Genomic DNA, 21,229 nt, shown 5'->3' with positions numbered 1-21,229 from the left:
TAATAAGAAAGATCCTGTAACTCAGTACAGGCTCTTTAATCAAACGTTTTTAAAAGCTAAATTGTGGTTTCATATCACCTTTATAAGGTTCATGTTCAACGAATATAGTTATATCGTTACCAGCTTGGTCTTTACCAGTTCTTTTATACGTAAATTTATTCTTATTTAGTTCAGTAAGCTCAAGAGCAGCACCGTATTTATTATTTCCAATTGAAACATGGGCTCTTATTTTATTTTCGTGTACAACATCGAAGTAGCCATAATCACCGCGGCTTTGACCTGTTTCGCTATTGAAGAACTCATATTTATTAGATTTTTCATCAAATTTTGCTAGACTTATAAAATTCGAATTAAACTGTGTTACATCGTTACCAGCTTCGTCTAATACCTTTGTTCCGTGCCAAAGGGTACCGCCTAAAATTTTATCTCCATCAACGTTTTTAACAATATCTCCTGTAGTCGTGTTCAGCTGCTTGTCAGGATCAGTGAAAGAAAGTTCTTTTTCTTTATATGGAACATGTTCAACGAAAACTTCTACATCTTTACCGTTAGCGTCTTTCCCCATTCGTTTATAAGTAAATACATTTTTATTTAGTTTTGTCATGTCAACGACAGCTTGATACTTCATTGATTCTGAAATTAATATTCTCTTCTTCCCATCATTTGTGACAAAGAATGTTCCTTTATCGCCACGACTTGCACCTGTTTTAGCATCGAAAAATTCATATCTGCCTGACTTCGCATCATATTTTGCTAGACCAATGAAGTTTGCATTCTCTTTTGTTAAGTCATTCTTATCTTTGTCATACACTCGTGTACCTTGCCAATTCGTCTCGCTAAGAATATTAGCCATTTTTTGCCCTTTAGTTAATTTGTTTTCCTGTTTTGTTTCTTTAGCAACTTGTTCTTGTTTTTGTTTCCCATGATTTTCTTCAGCTTTAGTACCAGCACACCCTGTTAATGCTAATGTGAATCCGAGCAGTATGGATGATAGTGCTTTTGTTTTTTTGTTCATGTTTTATCGTCTCCTTATTTTATAATTTTAAGTAGTACGGTTTGCGATTATAGTAGCAGTGCGTCATATATAAACTTAGTTGCTACGTTTCTTATGTTAATACTCGACTATAAACTGCCTCTAAATAAAACATTAAAAAAAGATAAACTAATTCCTAAAAAATGTTCATATTTATAAAAAGGTCTTTTACATGAGGGGAATGTAAATTTATCATTTTGAAAATGGCGTAATCACATTGGGGTATACACATTATGCTTACATTGCGATTTTAGATGTGATGTTATACTGTGTATAAGATTTTATGTGTGTATGTTGTGTCGGTTTTTGTCGGTAAGTCGATATATTTCGAAAATCGCTGATATATTTGGAGTTGCGCCGATATATTTCGAAAATCGCTGATATATTTGGAGTTGCGCCGATATATTTCGAAAATCGCCGATATATTTGGAGTTGCGCTGATATATTTGAAAAATCGCTGATATATTTTGGAGGGGGATAAAAATGATTGTGAAAGAGCGGAAAATGCCCGTATATTTGCTGCAATTAGAAGCTTTACTTAGAAGATTGCCTGCTCATCATCCAAAAAGGAATGTGGTGGTTGAAAGTCTAGCGAAATTTATGGCCGGCTATAAAGGAGAGCAGGCGATTGAGTATCCACTTAGTTTTTTACCCGAAACAGAATACAGTATTTTACATGATATTAGGTTATTTGATCAAAAACATTATTTCCAAATTGATACCCTCATAGTTTCATCCTATTTTCTTCTTTTTCTTGAAATAAAAAATATTATTGGTACATTAATTTTTGATGCAAAGTTCAATCAGCTTATTCGAATAGCAGATGGTACTACGGAAGAAGGATTCCCAGATCCGCTTTTACAACTGAAACGGCAAGAGATGCAACTGAGAAAATGGCTGAATTTACATGATTTACATAATATTCCGATCGAATCCCTTGTTGTAATTAGTTCCCCTCGTACAATTATTAAAACTTCAGATGAAATACTGTCTAGTAAAATTATCCACAGTGCAAGTTTACCTAATAGAATAAAACAGATTAAAAATCAATATAAAGAAAAAGTGATTGATAATATAAATGGACTTATAGGCCAGATTATGAATGAGCACACTCCGCAACGACAAAATGTTCTTGCACAATATAAAATTAAAAAAGAGGAGTTGCTAAAGGGTGTACAGTGTGAGGAATGTTTTATAATGGCGATGTTAAAAGAAAAGCAGGGATGGCGTTGTTCAAACTGCAATAGTATGTCTAAACATGCTCATTTACGTGCTGTACAAGATTACACACTTCTGTTTAGTATGATAACTACTAATAGCGAATTAAGGGAATTTCTTAATATGGAATCTAGTTCTGCGGTTAAAAGACTCCTCCACACAATGAACATCACCTATACTGGCAACAACAAAGGACGAATATATGATTTAACTTCTTTCCAATCGTAATTTTGCTATAATAAATAAGTACTTATACGAAGGGGAGTTTAAAGATAAAATGAAGTCGTTTAATATCGATCATGTTATAGCTAGTATTTTGCAATGGATATTAAATATAGCTTTAATTATATTATCCATTGTGTTATCGATTTTCTTAGTGAATGAGACGATCACGTTTGTGCAGTATATTTTTTCGTCAAAAGAGTATACGTCTTATAAATTGGTTGAAAGTATCATCGTCTATTTCTTATACTTCGAGTTCATTGCATTAATTATTAAGTATTTTAAATCGAATTATCATTTCCCGTTACGTTATTTTATTTATATCGGAATTACGGCTTTAATTCGGTTGATTATTGTGTCTCATGAGGAACCGATGGAGACGTTATTATACGCGGGAGCAATTCTTGTTTTAGTTATTGCTTTATACATATCGAATATGAGAGATTTGAGAAAAGAGTAGTAGTGCAGACGTAAGTTTGCACTACTTTTTTACATCTTGACCTTCAAGTTGCTTGAAAGTTTACAATGAAATTAGGGCGTTTGAAATCGAAAAAAATTGAGAAATTAAGTGAAGAGGTTTTTTTACTTGGAGGTTATAGGAATGAATCAGGAATTGAAGTTACGTCCATTAGAACGAGAAGATTTAAAGTTTGTACACGAACTGAATAATAATGCGCACATTATGTCGTATTGGTTTGAAGAGCCATATGAGGCATTTGTGGAGCTGCAAGACTTATACGATAAACATATACATGATCAAAGCGAACGCCGATTTATCGTTGAGAAAGACAATGAAATGGTTGGATTAGTTGAGTTAGTAGAAATTGATTATATTCATCGTAGAACAGAATTCCAAATTATTATTGATCCGAATTATCAAGGATATGGTTATGCAGTGGATGCGACGCGTTTAGCAATGGATTACGCTTTTTCTGTACTAAATATGCATAAGATATATTTAGTTGTGGATAAGGAAAATGAAAAGGCAGTACATGTTTATAAAAAAGTTGGGTTTATGGTAGAAGGTGAGCTTATCGATGAGTTTTTCGTTGATGGTAACTATCATAATGCGATAAGAATGTGTATGTTTCAGAAGCAATATTTTGAAAACAAGTAGTTGAAAGATTCAGAAGTAATGTTGACGCTTCGTAAAACCGTATGCTAAAATCCCTTTTAAGTATTAAGGAAGGTGCAGAATATGCTTTATATAAAATTTGTAAAACTCATTAGAAAACTTTGCTCCGCACAAATGTATACGGTGAAGCGTTGTACGGAGCTTAATCAAGGGGTTTAAATCCCCTATATTCATCGGCTGAATAACTTTTCGAAAAAAGTATAGTATATCTATGCTTATTTCGTTATGGTTTTTCAGCTGGTGTATAAAATAGATTAAGGGGCCATAGACAATGCTTTGTCTATGGCCCTTTGTGTATATTATTCTGATGAGTCTTTACTGTAAATTGGAGTAGTATAGGAAAAACCACGAAGCAGAGGGCTAGTGTCGAATGACGCTATCTCTCTGCTTTTTTTAATTTCAGGAAAAGAGGAATAAAAATGAGTTTACTTAAAGTTGAAAGTTTATCACATAGTTTTATAGATAAAGTATTATACGAAAATGCTTCTTTTGATTTGCATAAAGGGGAGCATATGGGAATTGTTGGACAGAATGGTGCAGGAAAAAGCACATTAATGAAAATATTAGTGGGGGAAATTATTCCTGATAAGGGAGACATAAAGTGGCAACCCAATATTCAAATTGGGCATCTTGATCAATACGCTGAAATTGATGAGGGTTATACCATTTCACAATATTTAAAGAGAGCCTTTTATGATTTGTATGAAATGGAAAAGAGAATGAACAAGTTATATGAAGAAAGTGCGATGACTGGAGATGAGAATCAACTACTAAAAGCAGCTGAAATGCAAGAGCAGCTGGAGGCTCGTGATTTTTATTCAGTAGACAGCGTAATAAATAAGGTGGCAGCTGGTCTAGGTATTGATGTGATTGGGATGGATCGTGTTATTGGTGAATTAAGCGGAGGTCAGCGTGCAAAGGTAATTTTAGCGAAGCTCTTATTAGAAGAGCCTAATATTTTATTACTAGATGAACCGACGAATTTTCTCGATAAGGAGCATGTGGAGTGGCTTGCTAATTATTTAATGAAGTTTGAAGGAGCGTTTATTGTCGTATCACATGATTTTGATTTTTTGGAAAAAGTGACTTCTTGCATATGTGATGTAGAGTTCGGAACGGTTAAGAAGTATTATGGCAAATACTTAGATTTTGTAAGACAAAAGGAGCATTTGCGAAAAGATTATATTCGCCAATATTATGCACAGCAAAAGAAAATTGAAAAAACGGAAGAGTATATTCGTAGAAATATTGCCGGGGTGAATTCAAAAATAGCGCAAGGTCGTCGAAAACAATTGCAGCGTATGGAAAGAATTGCGCCACCAAGTTTTACTCATAAACCGTCTATTCATTTTCAGGAACTTCCCATTTCAGTTCAGACAGTTCTTGAAGTAAATAACCTTGAAGTTGGTTATGACTTCGCTCTCTTACCAAAGTTGGATTTTTCAGTAATGGGTGGGCAAAAACTTGTTATTACAGGTTTCAATGGAGTAGGGAAATCTACTTTATTAAAAACAATCGTTGGAAATATTGCTAGTATTTCTGGAGAGTTTCACTTTTCAGAGCAAATAAAGATTGGATATTATGAGCAAGATTTAAATTGGAGCAATGATTCTTTAACTCCGCTTCAAATTATTTCAGAACAGTTTCCTAAACTGAATATGAAGGAAATACGCCATCATTTAGCTGCGTGTGGTGTGAAGGATACGCACGTTTCGCAAGAAATTCGTACGTTAAGTGGTGGTGAACAATCGAAGGTGAAACTGTGTGGATTATTACTATCACCTTGTAACTTCTTAATTTTAGATGAGCCGACAAATCATTTAGATGCAGAAGCGAAGGAAGCTTTACAAAAGGCGCTAATTAAGTTTAAGGGCAGCATTATACTCGTATCTCACGAAGCGAGTTTTTATCTTGATTGGGCAGATAGCATTTTTCATATAGAGACGGGATTAGTTAATGGGGTGTGAAACATATGAGTGAAAACAATTGGAAAACGAAAATTATATTATTTTTGACCGCTCAAACTATTTCGTTGTTCGGTTCCTCTCTCGTGCAATACGCGATTATATGGTATATCACCCTTACAACATCATCAGGAGTGATGTTGACTATTTCAACTGTTTGCGGTTTTCTACCACAAATTGCGATATCTTTGTTTGCAGGTGTTTGGATTGATCGTTATGACCGCAAAAAGATGATTATGTTATCGGACGGGATTATAGCGATTGCGACGTTAGTTTTAGCAATTTTATTTTTAACAGGATATAAAAGTATTTGGTTACTTTTTATTGTGTTACTCATTCGTTCAGCTGGAACAGGAGTACAAACGCCAGCTGTGAATGCATTAATTCCGCAAATCGTTCCGAAAGAGTATCTGATGAAAGTAAATGGAATAAATAGCAGTATTACATCTTTAATTATGTTTCTTTCTCCAGCAGCAAGTGCGGTGATTCTTTCTATTGCCAGCATTGAAACAACATTTTTTATTGATGTTATTACAGCTATGTTTGGAATTAGTATTATGTTTGTCATTCAGGTGAAAGGACATGTGAATGTAGAGAGTAAGCAAAAATCTAATCTACAAGGAATTAAAGAAGGGTTCTCTTATTTAAAAGAAAATGTATTTATTAAAAGGCTAATCGTTTTATTGATTATCGTCATGATTTTAATAAGTCCAGCTGCTTTTTTAACACCTTTAATGGTAACTCGTTCTTTCGGGGCTGAAATGTGGAGACTTACTGCTAGTGAGATGACCTTTAGTGCGGGTGCGGCAGCTGGTGGCATATTGATTGCGGCATGGGGTGGTTTTCGTAATCGTATGCATACAACAGCGCTAGCTTGTGCATTATATGGACTGCTTATGATTGGACTAGGGATCGCTCCGGTATTTATTATGTATTTAGTATTTAACTTTTTAATTGGTATAACAATGCCGTGCTTCAATACACCAGTTACTGTGTTATTGCAGGAGAAAGTAGAACCATCAATGCACGGACGGATGTTTAGCCTTGTACAAATTGCGAATTCATGTGCGCTTCCTTTAGGAATGATAATATTTGGTCCATTGTCGGATATGTTTAGTGTAGAGATTTTGTTAATTTATGCTGGGATATTTGTGCTATTTTGCGCAATGTATGTTGTATTAAGCAAGAGGTTTGAAGCGTAAAGATTTATTCCGTTATTTGCGAGTCGGGCTGCCCGTAAACGCCCAATTGGTGAGAGCTGATTAAAGTTTCACTTTATAATTTAGAAGGTTTGCAAAGTGATTTAAGATGCTTTGCAAACCTTTTTGTTATTAGTCTAATTAATAAGTATTTATTGTTAAACGATAAATACTTATTGACTGTTAATGCCATTTTAGATAATATGATGTTAACGATCCAAGGAGAATTACACGAGTAGAGGAGAATTTGAAATGAAAAATAAATACGTAGTAGCTATTTCTTTCATGATTTTAGCAATTATTTCTTTAACTATACATGCTTCAAACAGTAAAGTAGGAGCGGATGGATTCCTTGAAGAACCTTTCTTTTTCCTAGTACCGATAAGTTATGTATTGTTCCTTAGTGGTATTGGTGTATTATTATTTGGATTTATTACTTCAAAGCTGAAAAAGGACAATAGATAGGGACAAAACACTCACTATGAAATAGAAACATACCATATGGAAGAAAAAGAATAAGTGAGATGAATCATGATGAACCATCATTTTTATAATGGAAGACAAGTAGGAGCAGCTATTACTTTGGCTGGGGCACAGGGAACTATTCATGCTGTGAATCAAGCTATTCAAATGCAACAACAAGCATATTTTGCACAAATGATGCAAAGTCAGTATATGCCGTATTCACAGCTTCCGATGCAAATTGTACATTACGATGTACATCCAGCTGGTTTATTTTCCATTCCATATGGCGGGACATACTTCTTATGAAAGAAAGCGACTGGTTAGAGTCGCTTTTTTTATGTTCCGCCTAGCTTTATTCCAAGGAATGCAAAGGCGATACCAATTATGTAAGTAGCGCTTAAGTATAAAAGGAATGTGCTAAAGTTTTTACGATTGAGGAGTTGAACAGATTCTAGTTTAAACGTCGAAAATGTTGTGAATGCCCCCATAAATCCAGTACCTAATAGTAGTTGCCAGCCTGTAGTGACCCCGTTTCCAATTATATATCCAAGTAAAAACGCCCCTGTTATGTTAATAAGGAATGTAGCAAGTGGGAATTGTGTTTTATTTCTTTTCTTAAACCAATTGCTAATTGCAAATCGTGTAATCGCACCGAAAAATCCTCCTGTTGCGACTAATAAAGCCTCTATCATGAGTAATCACCTTCCGTAAGAGATTTCTTAATTAAGAAATCTCCAAGTGTATAGCCAAGACTAGACATAATGAGGCCACCAAGTATGCTACATGATACATATAAGAAGGCTATACTCCACTCAGAATGATTGATCAATTGCACAGTTTCTACACTAAATGTTGAAAAAGTTGTAAAGGAACCGATGAATCCAGTCCCGATGCCTGTGATAATCTCTGAAGGTAAGATGTTTAGCCGAGCGATATAAGTAGTTAGCCACGCTAAGAAGAAGCAACCGGTTAAGTTAATGAGTAATGTTGCTAATGGAAATGAATGATGCCAAAATGTGGTGATATTAAGACCTAAATAATAACGAGAAAGAGCTCCTAATATACCGGCAATGCCGACGATAATATAAATCAATTTTCTCACCTCTTTAAATAGCTTGCTCAAAAAAATAGACTCCTACCAGTATATATACTGGTAGGAGTCATTAGCTAAGCAGCGTTTATGGCGAACTCCATCGCCTATGATTATTACATATAGTGTACTAAAAATACCGTTTAATTTCCAGTGAGGAGGTAGGTGTAACTTTTCTTTTTTTTGATGTCTGAAGGTTTTTTAAGTAATTAAAATGGGATTGATTACTTATCAACTAAATATAATGATATACGGTTTTAATTATGATAAAATGTTTCTTATGTGTGTCGTTTTGTTTTATTTGACTGAAAATAAAGAAAAATAAATTCGCGTGAAAAGGAGTCATTTATTTGAAGAAATTTTTAAAAATCGTATTTACATGTGTTTTAGTGGTAGCGGGCATTGTAGGGGGATTTCTAGCGTATATGACACTTACTAAAGAACAGCCTGTTGATGTTATAGCCTTGAAGGTGGAGAATAATAAGGAGCGCGTATTAGCGACTGGACATGAATTTAAAGTTACAACATTTAATATTGGATATGCTGGATTAGATAAGGATCAAGATTTCTTTATGGATGGCGGAAAGGGATCTGGTTCAAGTAGTAAAGAGCAAACGGAAACTAATTTAAAGAATATGCTTTCGTTTTTACAAAATGAGAATAGTGATTTTGCACTATTACAAGAAGTTGATATAAAGTCACTTCGTTCATTTGATGTAAATGGACATGAATTTTTGAAAAAAGGATTACCTGATTATGTTTCGTCATTTGGCAAGAACTACGATACGAAATGGGTTCCAGTGCCAATAACAAATCCAATGGGATATGCGGAGGCTGGATTAAGTACGTTTTCTAAATACACTGTTCAAGAAGCGAAGAGGTTCCAGCTTCCTGGAATGGAGCCTTGGCCAAAGCGTTTGTTTGATTTAGATCGAGCAATTGTGGAATATAAAATTCCTGTTAATAATGGGAAACATGTTAGACTCGTAAATTTACATTTGTCTGCTTATGATGAAGGCGGGAAAATTAGAAAACAGCAAGTAGAGTATTTAAAAGAATATATGAACAAACATTATGAAAAAGGTGATTACGTAATAATGGGTGGAGATTGGAATCAATTAGTTTCGAACGCTCAATTAAGTGATCCAAAGTTCGTGAAAGAGCGTCCTGAGTGGTTAGTAGAGTTACCGAAGGACTTTACGGACGGTGGCTTTAAGTGGGCTGTAGATCCGTCTGTTATGACTGTGAGAGATGATGTGAAGAAATATGTAGAAGGTGAAAATTTCGTTACTATTATTGATGGCTTTATCGTTTCACCGAATGTAGAGATTGTAAAAGTACAAGGGAAAGATTTAAAGTTTGAAAATAGCGATCATAACCCAGTGAGTGCGGTATTTAAACTGAAGTAATTGATATGTATAAGTAGAAGGTGGGGCTTCATATGGAGTGGTTAAAGAGGACTTGTTTTTCTAACCTTGAGAAAGAATCACAGAAAAATCATTTATTACTGTTTATAACGATTTGTAGTTTCTTCCTTGGGATAATCGCAATTGGGTATTATGGATATATTTTTACAGAGAGAGCAATAGCGTTTTGGATTTGTGGTATTTCTGTCGTTGCATTTGGAACGATTTTTACTTTTATAAAAAGTATGGAATCAGTGTATAAATATATCATGACATTTATGTTGCTTACAATGTCTTACATTATGGTACAAGCTTTTAATGAAAGCCCGGCTGTATTTCAAATGGTCTATTTCACATTAGCTGTTTCACTTATTTACTTAAGTGAGCGCCTTATTTTAATTCTTGGCGGGGTAGCTGTTGTGATTACATTTATCCTTTGTAGCTATTGGCCGGAGCAATTCTTTGCTTATACAGCCTCGTCTGAAGCTGCTAATTTTGCAAGTTTGTTAGCGATTGTAACAATCGCTATGTGGGGCGTCACGAAAATCGGTTCTAATCTGCTCCTTCGTTTAAGTGATGAGAAGCAAGAAGTAATGAGAAAAGCACAAGAGCTAGAAGAGACGCAAAGGCTTATTGAAGAAACAGTTGTGAAACTAGATAGTAATTTCAATCATTTAAGACAAAATATGAACAAGTCGATGGAATCGATGAGTGAGATTAATTTTGCCTTTGAAGAGGTGGCAGTTGGTACGCAATCACAATCAGAGATGATGTATCGCTCGGTAGAAGTATTGAATGATATGGAGGTAAATATTGAACAAATCATCTCTCAAGTAAGAACTGCATCGGCTCGTGTGGATGAAAGTTTAGAAATTTCAAAGGGTAGTGTACATACTTTAAGAAATTTTGAAACTAACATGAGAAGTTTAAATGATGTTGTTTCACAGTCTGGAATTATATTTAGAGATTTAATGATGCAATTGAAACAAATTAATGAAATTGTAGATGTAATAACGAATATTTCAAGTCAGACGAGTTTGCTAGCTTTAAATGCAAATATTGAAGCTGCGAGGGCAGGCGAGCATGGAAAAGGTTTTGCTATTGTAGCGAGTGAAGTGTTAAAGCTTGCTGAAGAATCAAATCGTTCTGCGGGAAGAATTCAAGGGATTTTGAAGGAGTTTAGTAATCAAGCAAGTAAGGTAGAAGTGCAGGTAGAGAAGTCAGAAAGAGTACAAGAAGAATGTAACGAGATGTTAGCAAGTGTTTTAACAAATGTAACTGATTTAGGGAAGTTTATTGATGCAATTAATGAAGTAATGCGAGAGGTTGTTGTTCATCAAGAAAGTTTCCAAGTTAAAACGACGAATATCGTAAAGGATGTTACGCATGCTTCTAACGTAATTCAGCAAACTTCTACAGCTACAGAAGAAGTGCTAGCGAGTGTGGAAGAAGAAAAATATCGAAATGATACGTCAGTGAAGACGTTGCAAACTGTTAGCGAGCAAGTGAAGTTGTTAGAAGATATTTTAGAAAAGTAATATTACTTGGAAAGAGCACGAATGATGTGCTCTTTTTTCATTGAAACGAATACTTGATAGGAATTTAATTGCTTTTCTGCGCGTTTTCTGCCAAGCTTAAGGAGATAAAGTGAGACTAGTACATACTGATTATTAGCCCTCACCAATCAAGCTATCCGCAAATAGCGGAATAAAATACTTCAAAGAAAGAATTATATAGGTGACGCATATGATCGAAGTTAAGACTTCTGAACTTAGTGATGGAGAATTTAATAGAGGTGTATTTGCAACTCGTGATATTAAAAAGGGTGAGTTGATACACGCCGCACCAGTTATCTCTTATCCGAATGAACAGCATGAACATATTGAGAAGACGTTACTTGCTGACTACGCATTTGAGTATGGGATCAATCATACGGCAATCCTTTTAGGATATGGTATGTTATTTAATCATTCATATACACCGAATGCAACGTATGACATCGTTTTTGAGAATCATACATTTAACTTCTATGCTTATAAAGATATAAAAGCAGGAGAAGAAATTTTAATCAATTATAATGGTGAAGTTGATAACGATGAGCTGTTATGGTTTGATAAAGAAAAAGAAGAGAACGAAAAGTAATATAAAGAGTATAGAAAGAGCACATTCTGTCGGATGTGCTCTTTTTTCATTGATGTAAATAAAGTAAAAAGTACAAAAAAATACCACTTTATTTTTGTATGGTATAGTAAGATACTGAGGGATAGTGTTTTGAAAAAGTCACATATTTTACAAATTGTTGTCTTTCTGATGACATGTCAAGTTTAGTAGTCCATTTGGGTTGCTTTATTATGCAATATATATTTTAATATGAGTGGCACCTCTTATAAATTAAGAGGTTTATAGGTGTCTCGAATTGATTTTGGGTACACTGTATCCACCACTTTAGGTTCTTTCATGTACGTGGGGATATTATGGGCCCGTATAACGGGATAAAATGAATATAGAAATAGAGGAATCGTAAAATGAATATGCAAGAGGTTTATAAATATTTAAGTACGGTATTGCCTGAAGGACATGTTAAACAAGATGAAATGTTAAAGAATCATACGCATATTAAAGTTGGCGGAAAAGCAGATGTTTTTGTTGCGCCTACAAATTATGATGAAATTCAAGAAGTTATCAAATATGCGAATGAATATAATATTCCAGTTACGTTTTTAGGAAATGGATCGAATGTCATTATTAAAGATGGTGGAATTCGCGGGATTACAGTAAGTTTAATTCATATTACAGATGTTACTGTAACAGGAACGACGATTGTAGCACAGTGTGGTGCAGCAATTATTGACGTATCACGTATTGCCTTAGACCATAATTTAACGGGTCTTGAGTTTGCTTGTGGTATTCCAGGTTCAGTTGGCGGAGCATTATATATGAATGCTGGTGCATACGGCGGTGAAATTTCGTTTGTATTAACAGAAGCTGTCGTAATGACAGGTGATGGAGAGCTACGTACTTTGACGAAAGAAGCATTTGAATTTGGATATCGTAAGAGTGTATTTGCGAACAACCATTACATTATTCTTGAAGCGAGATTTGAACTTGAAGAAGGTGTACATGAAGAAATTAAAGCCAAAATGGATGATTTAACGTTTAAACGTGAGTCAAAACAGCCTCTAGAATATCCTTCATGTGGTAGCGTATTTAAACGCCCACCAAATAACTTTGCTGGTAAGTTAATTCAAGACTCAGGACTACAAGGTAAGCGAATTGGTGGAGTAGAAGTTTCTTTAAAACACGCTGGATTTATGGTGAATGTTGATAACGGAACAGCACAAGATTACATCGATTTAATTCATTTCGTACAAAAGACAGTTGAAGAGAAATTTGGCGTGAAGTTGGAGCGAGAAGTAAGGATTATTGGAGAAGATAAAGAATAACGAAATACGTATGAAGATATGAATTATTTTAAAATAATATTTGGGTATTGTTGACAATTTGTTTTCGATTCAATATAATGGCTAATAATTTAACAAATAACATACGTTGAAAGAGCCCAGTAGCAGTTTGTCACTGTTAACGAGAGAGCTAGGGGTTGCTGTAACCTAGCACAAACAAACTTGCGAATTACACTCTGGAGTATCTTAGGTAATGCTAAGCGGACTAGCAATCGATATTATTGCTAAGAGTGGTATGAGTAGCTATGCTATTTATGCAAACTGGGTGGTAACACGGTGAATAATCGTCCCTATGTCTATCGTAGACATAGGGGCTTTTTTGTTTTTAAAAAATAAAGGGGATGACAAAAGATGAATATTATTGATGAATTAGAATGGCGTGGCGCCGTTAATCAGCAGACTGACGAAGAAGGCTTACGTAAGCTAGTAGAAGGGAAAAAGATTTCACTATACTGCGGAGTTGATCCAACTGGTGATAGTATGCATATCGGACATTTGATTCCGTTTATGATGATGAAGAGATTCCAATTAGCTGGCCATCATCCTGTTATTTTAATTGGCGGGGCAACAGGAACAATTGGTGATCCGAGTGGACGACAATCAGAGCGTCAACTTCAAACGTTAGAAGTGGTTCAGCATAATGTAGATGCGCTAACAGCACAAATGAAAAAGCTATTTGATTTTGGCGGAAATAGCGAAGTGAAGATGGTAAATAACTATGATTGGACACATGAAATAAATATTATTGAGTTTTTACGTGATTACGGGAAAAACTTTAGCATCAATAGCATGTTAGCGAAGGATATTGTAGCAAGCCGTTTAGATACAGGTATTTCTTTCACAGAATTCACGTACCAAATTTTGCAAGCGATGGACTTCCATCATTTATACACGAAAGAGGATGTTCAACTTCAAATTGGTGGCAGTGACCAATGGGGAAATATTACGAGTGGTTTAGATTTAATTCGTAAGTTAGAAGGTCATGAGGCGAAAGTATTCGGATTAACGATTCCATTATTATTAAAATCGGATGGTACGAAGTTTGGTAAATCAGCAGGTGGTGCGGTTTGGCTTGATCCTGAAAAAACGACACCGTTTGAATTTTACCAGTTCTGGGTAAATACAGATGATCGTGATGTCGTTAAATACTTGAAATACTTTACGTTCTTAACGAAAGAGCGTATTGATGAATTAGCAGCGAGGGTAGAAGCGGAGCCTCATAAACGTGAAGCACAAAAAGTGTTAGCAGAAGAAATGACGAAATTCGTTCATGGAGAAGAGGCGTTCCTGCAAGCTGAAAAAATCACAGCAGCGTTATTTAGCGGAGATATTAAATCGTTAACAGCTGATGAAATTGAACAAGGCTTTAAAGAAATGCCAACATTTCAGTCTTCAAAAGAGACGAAAAACATCGTAGAGTGGCTAGTCGATTTAGGAATCGAACCATCTAGACGACAAGCACGCGAGGACATTAATAATGGTGCGATTTCTATGAATGGTGAGAAAGTAACAGATGTGGGTACGGATGTTACTGTAGAAAATTCGTTTGATGGAAGATTTATTATTATTCGTAAAGGGAAGAAGAACTACAGTCTTGTGAAATTAGGATAATAAGTAAGGCTGGAAAATATATCGGCGATTTTTCGAATATATCGACCGTAACTCGAATTATATCGGCGATTTTTGAAATATATCAGCGCAAATCCGAATATATCAGCGATTTTCCCAATATATCGATTTACCGACAAAAAGCGACAATAAGAGCTGTTCCGAACGGGACAGCTTTCATTGTAAAAAGTCAGTATATTCAGATAAATTTAAAGGGTATATAATTTTTTTGACGAATAAATAAGTTAGAGAAAATTACGGATAAAAATAGCCCGAACCATGCAGGGCATGATTCGGGCTTATATTCAGATTAGTAAGCTAAGCTGAATAGACCTTTAATGTGTGATAAGTAACGAACGTTACTTGCTTCTTTCATTAATGATGCTGGTAAGCCTTTAAGTGGAGTATTGCTTGCTCCAATTGTAGCAACCGCATCTTTACGTCCTAGACTAGCAAGTGTTCCAGAGTTTACAGGTGCGAACTCTTCGAATGCTTTGCCTTCTAGTGCTGCGTATAAGTTGTATCCAATTAACTCACCCATTTGCCAAGCGATTTGTGCAGTTGGTGGGTATGGACGTCCGTCTGGAGCGAAGACAACAGCGCTGTCTCCAGCAACGAATACGTCTTTGTGAGAAGTAGATTGTAGGTATGCATCAACTGTTGCACGTCCACGGTTAACTTCAAGACCTGATTCACCGATTAGTGGGTTACCTTGTACGCCGCCTGTCCAAACGAATGTGTTAGCAACAAGTTTTTGACCGTCTTTTAAGTCGATTTCGTTGCCAGCAACGTTTGTTACAGGAAGACCAGTTAAGAATGTAACGCCGCGTGCTTCTAGGCTAGTAGTTGCACGTTCGATTAAGTGGTCTGGTAATACTGGAAGGATTTTTGGACCTGCTTCAACAAGAAGAAGTTTCACTTCTTTTGGATTTACGCCGTGGCTTTTTGCAAGTTTAGGCATAATGTCAGCAAGCTCACCAACTAGCTCAACGCCAGTTAATCCGCCACCACCGATTACGATTGTAGCATCAGCTTCGTTTTTCGTTTTCGCATATTCACGAATACGGTCTTCAACGTGTTTGTAGATTTTGTTTGCATCAGCAGCAGATTTTAATACCATGCTGTTTTCTTCTAGTCCTGGAATACCGAAGTAAGCAGTTTTACTTCCTAAAGCAACTACAAGTGCATCGTAAGATAAAGTAGTGCCGCCAGCTAGTTTGATTTCTTTGCTATCAACTGAGAATGACTCAACTGTTGCGATTTTAAGATCGATGTCTTTCCCTTTGAAAAGCTTTGTAAGTGGCATTGCAACTGCTTGCTCAGACACGTTACCAGCTGCAAGGCGGTGTAGTTCAGTGATGATTTGGTGTGTTGGGTATTGGTTAATCACTGTAACTTGTGCTTCTGATTTGCTGTAATATTTACGTACGTTTAAAGCGGCAAGAAGACCGCCATAACCAGCGCCTAAGATGACAATTTGTTTTGACATAGTATGATATCCCCCGTCTTTACTAATTGTTGTTATAAGTTAAATTATTTATTGTTACGTTCTGCACTAATTTGAAGATATGCGTTCACAAAGCGGAACATTTTTTGTGCTTGTGGATCTTTTAGTAATTTTAAAAGACCGAATAGGCCGATAACTTCGTTGCTTTCTTCAGCACGATCTTTCGCTTCGATTGCAGTTGCAGCCATGCTTTTCACTGTATCTTTTACAGGTTCTACAAGCTCTGTAATTGCACCAACAGTGTCGCTTTTTAATACTTCATCAGTAGCAACAGTTTGAGCGAAGTCATAAGATTTAGTTAAAATGTTAACAAGCTCAGTTAATTTTGGAAGCTGTTCTACTAGTGTTGTTAATGATTCTTGTACCTCAGGTTTTAACAACTGATCAAGTACATCAAGTTGTCCTTGGCTAGCAGAAATTTGTACAGTTTCTTGTTCTGGCTTTGTTTGAGTCATAGTTTCTGGCATCTCCAATTCTCCTTTACGATAGCAATACTCTTATTTTTTGATAAGTAAGATAGTAAACGCTTGCGAAACTTTATACAAAGTTTCACAAAACACAATAAAATGCCTTTAAATTTACGACAGCAAGTAAGCTGCAAACATAAATCTAAAACCATAACGTCTCACTTATCATTTATGAACTGTCCGATACATGGCTTGTCCGCATAATGGAAAAGCTCCGCTACCGGAAAGTGTATATAATATATATCCTATATTATATACTATATGCACCTATGTTAACATAAAAATGATTCCTAATTATTTGATATTGAGTGTATAACGTAGTACTGACAAGGTATGAAAGCGTATAAAATATTTTGTTCCAGTTAGAAATGTATATACATATAAAGAAAAAAAGGGAAAAATGAACAAATTCATGTTCGTTTTTTCCTTTTTCCTATTATTCACCTTCTACAATTAGCATCGATGTGTTACCGCTTTTTTCAAGATGGCATTCGCCCCAAGTACAAAGAGAATCAAGAATGGATTCTAAAGACCAACCGTATTCTGTAAGTGAATATTCTACTTTTGGTGGTACTTGATTGTATACCTTTCTTTGAATGACCCCATCGTCTTCTAATTCACGTAATTGCTGAGTTAACATTTTTTGTGTAATCCCAGGCATTAAACGTTTTAGTTCACTCGTTCTTTTTGTGCCTTTCGTTAGATGACAAAGGATAACAACCTTCCATTTTCCACCGATAACCTCTAAAGTCGCTTCAACGGGAATATTATATTTTTTCATATAAAAATCTCCTTTGATGAATGTAGATTTAAGTTCTCCAACAAAAGAAGCTAAATAATTAAATGTTACTAAAAAGTGCCTATAGCACTTTAAAGTACGTACTTTTTATCATGTTGAATATGTTCCATAATAGCATACGTAAGAGGGAAATGAGTAGTACGGTACTAAAAAGTGCCTATGTTACTTTTAGGTACCTATCGTACTTTTAAGTGCGTTCTTCAAAAAAAGAGTAAAGCCATTCATAATAGCGTATATCAACAGTAAAGTTATTTTTGTAGAAGATAAAAAGGCCTTTTTATCATACTATTATGATTGGATTTCTCGCATTAAGGAGGAGTTCAATTGAATTCATATACAGTATCTTCTTCGGCAGTACAGACGAATCGGAGAAGTATGTTTGCTTTATTAGCACTAGCAATTAGTGCGTTTGGAATTGGTACAACTGAATTTATTAGTGTCGGCTTATTACCATCTATCTCAGAGGATTTACATGTTTCTGTTACAACAGCGGGGTTAACTGTTTCTTTATATGCATTAGGAGTAGCGTTTGGTGCTCCAGTATTAACGTCATTAACAGCTAGTATGTCGAGAAAGACGTTATTAATGTGGATTATGATTATTTTCATTATTGGTAATGGCATTGCGGCAGTAGCAACAAGTTTTACTGTGTTACTTATTGCGAGGGTTGTATCTGCATTTGCACATGGTGTTTTTATGTCAATTGGATCTACAATTGCGGCTGCTCTTGTACCTGAGAATAAACGTGCAAGTGCCATTGCGATTATGTTTACTGGATTAACAGTTGCGACTATTACAGGTGTGCCAATTGGAACGTTTATCGGTCAACAATTTGGCTGGAGAGCCTCGTTTATTGTTATTGTGGCCATTGGAATTGTTGCTTTAATCGCCAATAGTATGCTAATTCCTTCTAATTTAAAAAAAGGTACGTCTGTATCATTTCGCGATCAATTTAAGCTGATTACGAATGGAAGACTGTTACTTGTATTTATTATTACTGCATTAGGATATGGGGGAACGTTCGTAACATTTACGTATTTATCTCCGTTATTACAAGAAGTAACAGGATTTAAAGCAAGTACCGTTACAATTATTTTGTTAGTGTATGGAATTGCAATTGCGATTGGGAATATGGTCGGTGGAAAATTATCAAATCATAATCCGATTCGAGCGTTATTTTACATGTTCTTTATTCAAGCGATTGTATTATTTGTTTTAACATTTACAGCACCATTTAAAGTTGCTGGATTCATTACAATTATTTTTATGGGACTATTTGCGTTTATGAATGTCCCAGGGCTACAAGTGTATGTCGTTATCTTGGCTGAGAGGTTTGTACCTAGCGCTGTTGATGTAGCATCGGCGATTAACATCGCAGCATTTAACGCAGGAATTGCTCTTGGTGCTTACTTGGGCGGTATTGTAACGAACTCGTTAGGATTAATTCATACGGCTTGGGTAGGCGGAATTATGGTAGTAGGTGCTGTGATTTTAACAGCGTGGAGCATGACATTAGAAAAAAGAGATCAAGTAAAATAAAAGGAGAGAAAATAAAATGAAAAACTTACAAAGTAAAACAGTATTAAATAATGGTGTAGAAATGCCTTGGTTCGGTTTAGGTGTATTTAAAGTAGAAGAAGGACCAGAACTTGTAGAAGCTGTAAAATCAGCGATTAAAGCAGGATACCGTAGCATCGATACAGCTGCAATTTACGGAAATGAAAAAGCTGTAGGTGAAGGAATCCGTGCAGGTATTGAAGCGACTGGTATTTCAAGAGAAGAATTATTTATCACTTCAAAAGTATGGAACGCAGATCAAGGATACGAAGAAACAATTGCTGCATACGAAGAGAGCTTAAAGAAATTAGAACTAGAGTATTTAGACCTATATCTTGTTCACTGGCCTGTAGAAGGAAAATATAAAGATACGTGGAGAGCGCTAGAAACACTTTATAAAGAAAATCTCGTACGTGCAATTGGCGTAAGTAACTTCCAAATTCACCACTTACAAGATGTAATGAAAGATGCAGAAATTAAGCCAATGATTAACCAAGTAGAATACCACCCTCGTTTAACACAAAAAGAATTACAAGCTTTCTGTAAAGAACAAGGTATTCAAATGGAAGCATGGTCACCACTTATGCAAGGTCAATTATTAGATAACGAAACATTACAAGAGATTGCTGAGAAATATGGCAAAACAACAGCGCAAGTTATTTTACGTTGGGATCTTCAAAATGGAGTGATTACGATTCCAAAATCAACGAAAGAACACCGCATTATTGCAAATGCTGATGTATTTAACTTTGAATTAACGAAAGAAGATATGGAAAAAATCGATGCGTTAAATCAAAATCACCGCGTTGGTCCAGATCCTGATAACTTCGATTTCTAAGATTAAGGTAAGAAAAAAGAGTGCGTAAAAGCACTCTTTTTTTTGTATAAAAATATTTTCTAATTAAATACTACTTAGTATTAAGTTTGTTATTAAGGGGCTGTGAACATGAATATAAAGCAATCGTTCAAACTTTTAGCTATGTTTTTAAGTGTTTTATTTGTGTTATTCCCACTTCAAAAAGCATTCGCAGAAGTGATGGACCATACAAAGTATCAAATGGATTGGAGTTATAGTAAGTCCAAGAAGAAACCAATTCGAACAGAGCTTATTAAAACGGCAGATGGCAAAATTGCTTTTTGCTTAAATGTAGATTTAAAATCTCCAAGCGGTCAAGATTTACCGGAAATGGGGAAAGTGGATATTAACGTATATCGCGTATTATTGAATGGATATCCACAAAAGAGCCCGCAAGAATTAGGTGTTTCTGATTGGAGAGAAGCTCATTATGCAACGCAGCTTGCAGTATGGAATGCGTTAAAACAAATCGATATTAATGATTTAGATTTCCGTAATAAAAATGTAGAAAAGGTGACGAAAGATATCGTTGCAAAAGCTAGCGCTAGTGAAGAGTTACAAGAAATTACGATGAGTGTCGTACCAACAGAAGAACAAGAAGCGGTATTGAAAAATGATTTCTTTGAAACAGGCTTATATACAGTAGAAACAAATGCAAAAAGCGGAACGTATAAAGTGCAACCAACAGGTGCACCAGCGGGCGTGAAATTTGCAAATGAAAAGGGCGAAACAAAAACAGAATTTAATGTAGGAGAGAAGTTCCGCATTTTAATTCCGAAACAAACACCAGCTGGTGGATTTAGCTTTAAAGTAATCGGGAAATTAACGAAGCTACAAGGGATTGCACATAAAGGTACACCCACAATTCAAAATGCAGTTGTATTACTTGAGCGTAGTGAAGAAGAAACAAGTCCGGAGTTATCAGTGAGTTGGAAAAAAGGAAATGGTCATGATAATAATAAACCACATACTCCAAATGAACCGCATAAACCGAATCAATATAAAAGGTAAGGATGAAAGCATTGGTGTTAACCAATGCTTTTTATATATGAAATTTAAAATTATATCAAGATAATTATTAATTAGATAAAACACTGTTTTTATGTTGAGAAAATTATTTGGAAATAACAAAATATAATAAAATCCAAACGTTACAATAAATAGATTAAATTCACAAAATTGTAACATTATTCTAATTGAAAAGTCTATCAAACAAAGTGTAAAGCGTGTACAATTCAGTTG

General features: G+C 35.3%; 21 protein-coding genes, 1 riboswitch and 1 other annotated feature. Of the genes, 15 read left to right on the top strand and 6 right to left on the bottom strand.

Annotated elements, in window-relative coordinates; genetic code table 11:
* Positions 1-49: 49 nt before the first annotated feature.
* Positions 50-1,015: a DUF4822 domain-containing protein gene (locus F3I02_RS27995; protein ID WP_001036598.1), complete on the bottom strand. Its 966-nt coding sequence runs from the start codon at positions 1,013-1,015 to the stop codon at positions 50-52.
* Positions 1,016-1,516: 501 nt separating this feature from the next.
* Here F3I02_RS27995 and F3I02_RS27990 point away from each other — a divergent pair.
* The 7 genes from F3I02_RS27990 (at position 1,517) to F3I02_RS27960 (ending at position 7,542) form a co-directional block, all read left to right on the top strand.
* Entirely contained in the window at positions 1,517-2,479 is a 963-nt protein-coding gene (locus F3I02_RS27990) for a nuclease-related domain-containing protein (RefSeq protein WP_196478651.1), read from the top strand.
* 49 nt (positions 2,480-2,528) lie between these two features.
* Positions 2,529-2,933, top strand: coding sequence for a phosphate-starvation-inducible protein PsiE (gene psiE, locus F3I02_RS27985; RefSeq protein WP_000834707.1), 405 nt, complete (start codon positions 2,529-2,531; stop codon positions 2,931-2,933).
* Positions 2,934-3,074: 141 nt separating this feature from the next.
* The gene (speG, locus tag F3I02_RS27980) at positions 3,075-3,590 is read left to right on the top strand and encodes a spermidine N1-acetyltransferase (RefSeq protein WP_001071092.1); all 516 of its coding nucleotides are present in this window, start codon (positions 3,075-3,077) and stop codon (positions 3,588-3,590) included.
* Between the two features lie 437 nt (positions 3,591-4,027).
* A complete protein-coding gene (locus F3I02_RS27975; protein WP_000054867.1) occupies positions 4,028-5,575 on the top strand; it encodes an ABC-F family ATP-binding cassette domain-containing protein in 1,548 nt (515 codons plus the stop codon).
* 5 nt (positions 5,576-5,580) lie between these two features.
* Positions 5,581-6,774 carry an MFS transporter gene (locus F3I02_RS27970; protein WP_196478650.1) on the top strand — a complete coding sequence of 398 codons (1,194 nt, stop codon included), beginning with the start codon at positions 5,581-5,583 and terminating at the stop codon, positions 6,772-6,774.
* Between the two features lie 249 nt (positions 6,775-7,023).
* On the top strand, positions 7,024-7,236 hold the full coding sequence (locus F3I02_RS27965) for a DUF3955 domain-containing protein (protein ID WP_196478649.1): 213 nt from the start codon (positions 7,024-7,026) through the stop codon (positions 7,234-7,236).
* Positions 7,237-7,302: 66 nt separating this feature from the next.
* Positions 7,303-7,542, top strand: a complete 240-nt coding sequence (locus tag F3I02_RS27960; RefSeq protein WP_000980932.1) for a DUF3947 family protein — start codon at positions 7,303-7,305, stop codon at positions 7,540-7,542.
* Positions 7,543-7,571: 29 nt separating this feature from the next.
* Here the strand turns inward: F3I02_RS27960 and crcB (F3I02_RS27955) are convergent, their stop codons facing one another.
* Both crcB (F3I02_RS27955) and crcB (F3I02_RS27950) read right to left on the bottom strand, forming a co-directional pair.
* Positions 7,572-7,928 (bottom strand): fluoride efflux transporter CrcB, encoded by a 357-nt coding sequence (gene crcB / locus F3I02_RS27955; protein ID WP_000568589.1) that lies wholly within the window; start codon positions 7,926-7,928, stop codon positions 7,572-7,574.
* The gene (gene crcB, locus F3I02_RS27950) at positions 7,925-8,329 is read right to left on the bottom strand and encodes a fluoride efflux transporter CrcB (protein WP_000639317.1); all 405 of its coding nucleotides are present in this window, start codon (positions 8,327-8,329) and stop codon (positions 7,925-7,927) included. Before crcB (F3I02_RS27950) ends, crcB (F3I02_RS27955) begins: the two co-directional genes overlap by 4 nt.
* 54 nt (positions 8,330-8,383) lie before the next feature.
* Positions 8,384-8,443, bottom strand: a riboswitch (Fluoride riboswitch).
* Positions 8,444-8,676: 233 nt separating this feature from the next.
* Here crcB (F3I02_RS27950) and F3I02_RS27945 point away from each other — a divergent pair.
* The 5 genes from F3I02_RS27945 to tyrS all read left to right on the top strand — a co-directional run bounded on the left by F3I02_RS27945 (position 8,677) and on the right by tyrS (position 14,804).
* Entirely contained in the window at positions 8,677-9,735 is a 1,059-nt protein-coding gene (locus F3I02_RS27945; RefSeq protein WP_196478648.1) for an endonuclease/exonuclease/phosphatase family protein, read from the top strand.
* A gap of 32 nt (positions 9,736-9,767) precedes the next feature.
* On the top strand, positions 9,768-11,270 hold the full coding sequence (locus F3I02_RS27940; protein WP_000455076.1) for a DUF4077 domain-containing protein: 1,503 nt from the start codon (positions 9,768-9,770) through the stop codon (positions 11,268-11,270).
* 208 nt (positions 11,271-11,478) lie between these two features.
* On the top strand, positions 11,479-11,874 hold the full coding sequence (locus F3I02_RS27935; RefSeq protein ID WP_000573649.1) for an SET domain-containing protein: 396 nt from the start codon (positions 11,479-11,481) through the stop codon (positions 11,872-11,874).
* A 383-nt stretch (positions 11,875-12,257) separates the two neighbouring features.
* Positions 12,258-13,175: a UDP-N-acetylmuramate dehydrogenase gene (murB, locus tag F3I02_RS27930; RefSeq protein WP_196478647.1), complete on the top strand. Its 918-nt coding sequence runs from the start codon at positions 12,258-12,260 to the stop codon at positions 13,173-13,175.
* 97 nt (positions 13,176-13,272) lie between these two features.
* Positions 13,273-13,488 (top strand) — a binding site (T-box leader).
* Positions 13,489-13,544: 56 nt separating this feature from the next.
* Positions 13,545-14,804, top strand: a complete 1,260-nt coding sequence (gene tyrS, locus F3I02_RS27925; protein ID WP_001021124.1) for a tyrosine--tRNA ligase — start codon at positions 13,545-13,547, stop codon at positions 14,802-14,804.
* A gap of 307 nt (positions 14,805-15,111) precedes the next feature.
* Here tyrS and F3I02_RS27920 read toward each other — a convergent pair whose 3' ends face one another.
* The 3 genes from F3I02_RS27920 to F3I02_RS27910 all read right to left on the bottom strand — a co-directional run bounded on the left by F3I02_RS27920 (position 15,112) and on the right by F3I02_RS27910 (position 17,556).
* Positions 15,112-16,290: an NAD(P)/FAD-dependent oxidoreductase gene (locus tag F3I02_RS27920; protein ID WP_000043202.1), complete on the bottom strand. Its 1,179-nt coding sequence runs from the start codon at positions 16,288-16,290 to the stop codon at positions 15,112-15,114.
* A gap of 44 nt (positions 16,291-16,334) precedes the next feature.
* Positions 16,335-16,775, bottom strand: coding sequence for a DUF1641 domain-containing protein (locus F3I02_RS27915; protein ID WP_001115311.1), 441 nt, complete (start codon positions 16,773-16,775; stop codon positions 16,335-16,337).
* 436 nt (positions 16,776-17,211) lie between these two features.
* Positions 17,212-17,556 (bottom strand): winged helix-turn-helix transcriptional regulator, encoded by a 345-nt coding sequence (locus F3I02_RS27910; protein WP_000760475.1) that lies wholly within the window; start codon positions 17,554-17,556, stop codon positions 17,212-17,214.
* A gap of 393 nt (positions 17,557-17,949) precedes the next feature.
* On the opposite strand from F3I02_RS27910, the gene F3I02_RS27905 reads away from it, so the two are divergent.
* The 3 genes from F3I02_RS27905 (at position 17,950) to F3I02_RS27895 (ending at position 20,998) form a co-directional block, all read left to right on the top strand.
* Positions 17,950-19,113 (top strand): MFS transporter, encoded by a 1,164-nt coding sequence (locus F3I02_RS27905; RefSeq protein WP_003303256.1) that lies wholly within the window; start codon positions 17,950-17,952, stop codon positions 19,111-19,113.
* A gap of 16 nt (positions 19,114-19,129) precedes the next feature.
* Positions 19,130-19,969, top strand: a complete 840-nt coding sequence (locus F3I02_RS27900; protein WP_000793560.1) for an aldo/keto reductase — start codon at positions 19,130-19,132, stop codon at positions 19,967-19,969.
* A gap of 108 nt (positions 19,970-20,077) precedes the next feature.
* The gene (locus tag F3I02_RS27895; protein WP_001022543.1) at positions 20,078-20,998 is read left to right on the top strand and encodes a thioester domain-containing protein; all 921 of its coding nucleotides are present in this window, start codon (positions 20,078-20,080) and stop codon (positions 20,996-20,998) included.
* Positions 20,999-21,229 lie beyond the last annotated feature (231 nt).

The sequence above is a fragment of the Bacillus sp. SRB3LM genome (assembly GCF_015712745.1).
GTDB classification, from domain to species: Bacteria; Bacillota; Bacilli; order Bacillales; family Bacillaceae_G; genus Bacillus_A; species Bacillus_A thuringiensis_K.
Note: the sequence above shows the minus strand (reverse complement) of the source record. Positions and strands in the feature narration are given on the sequence as shown.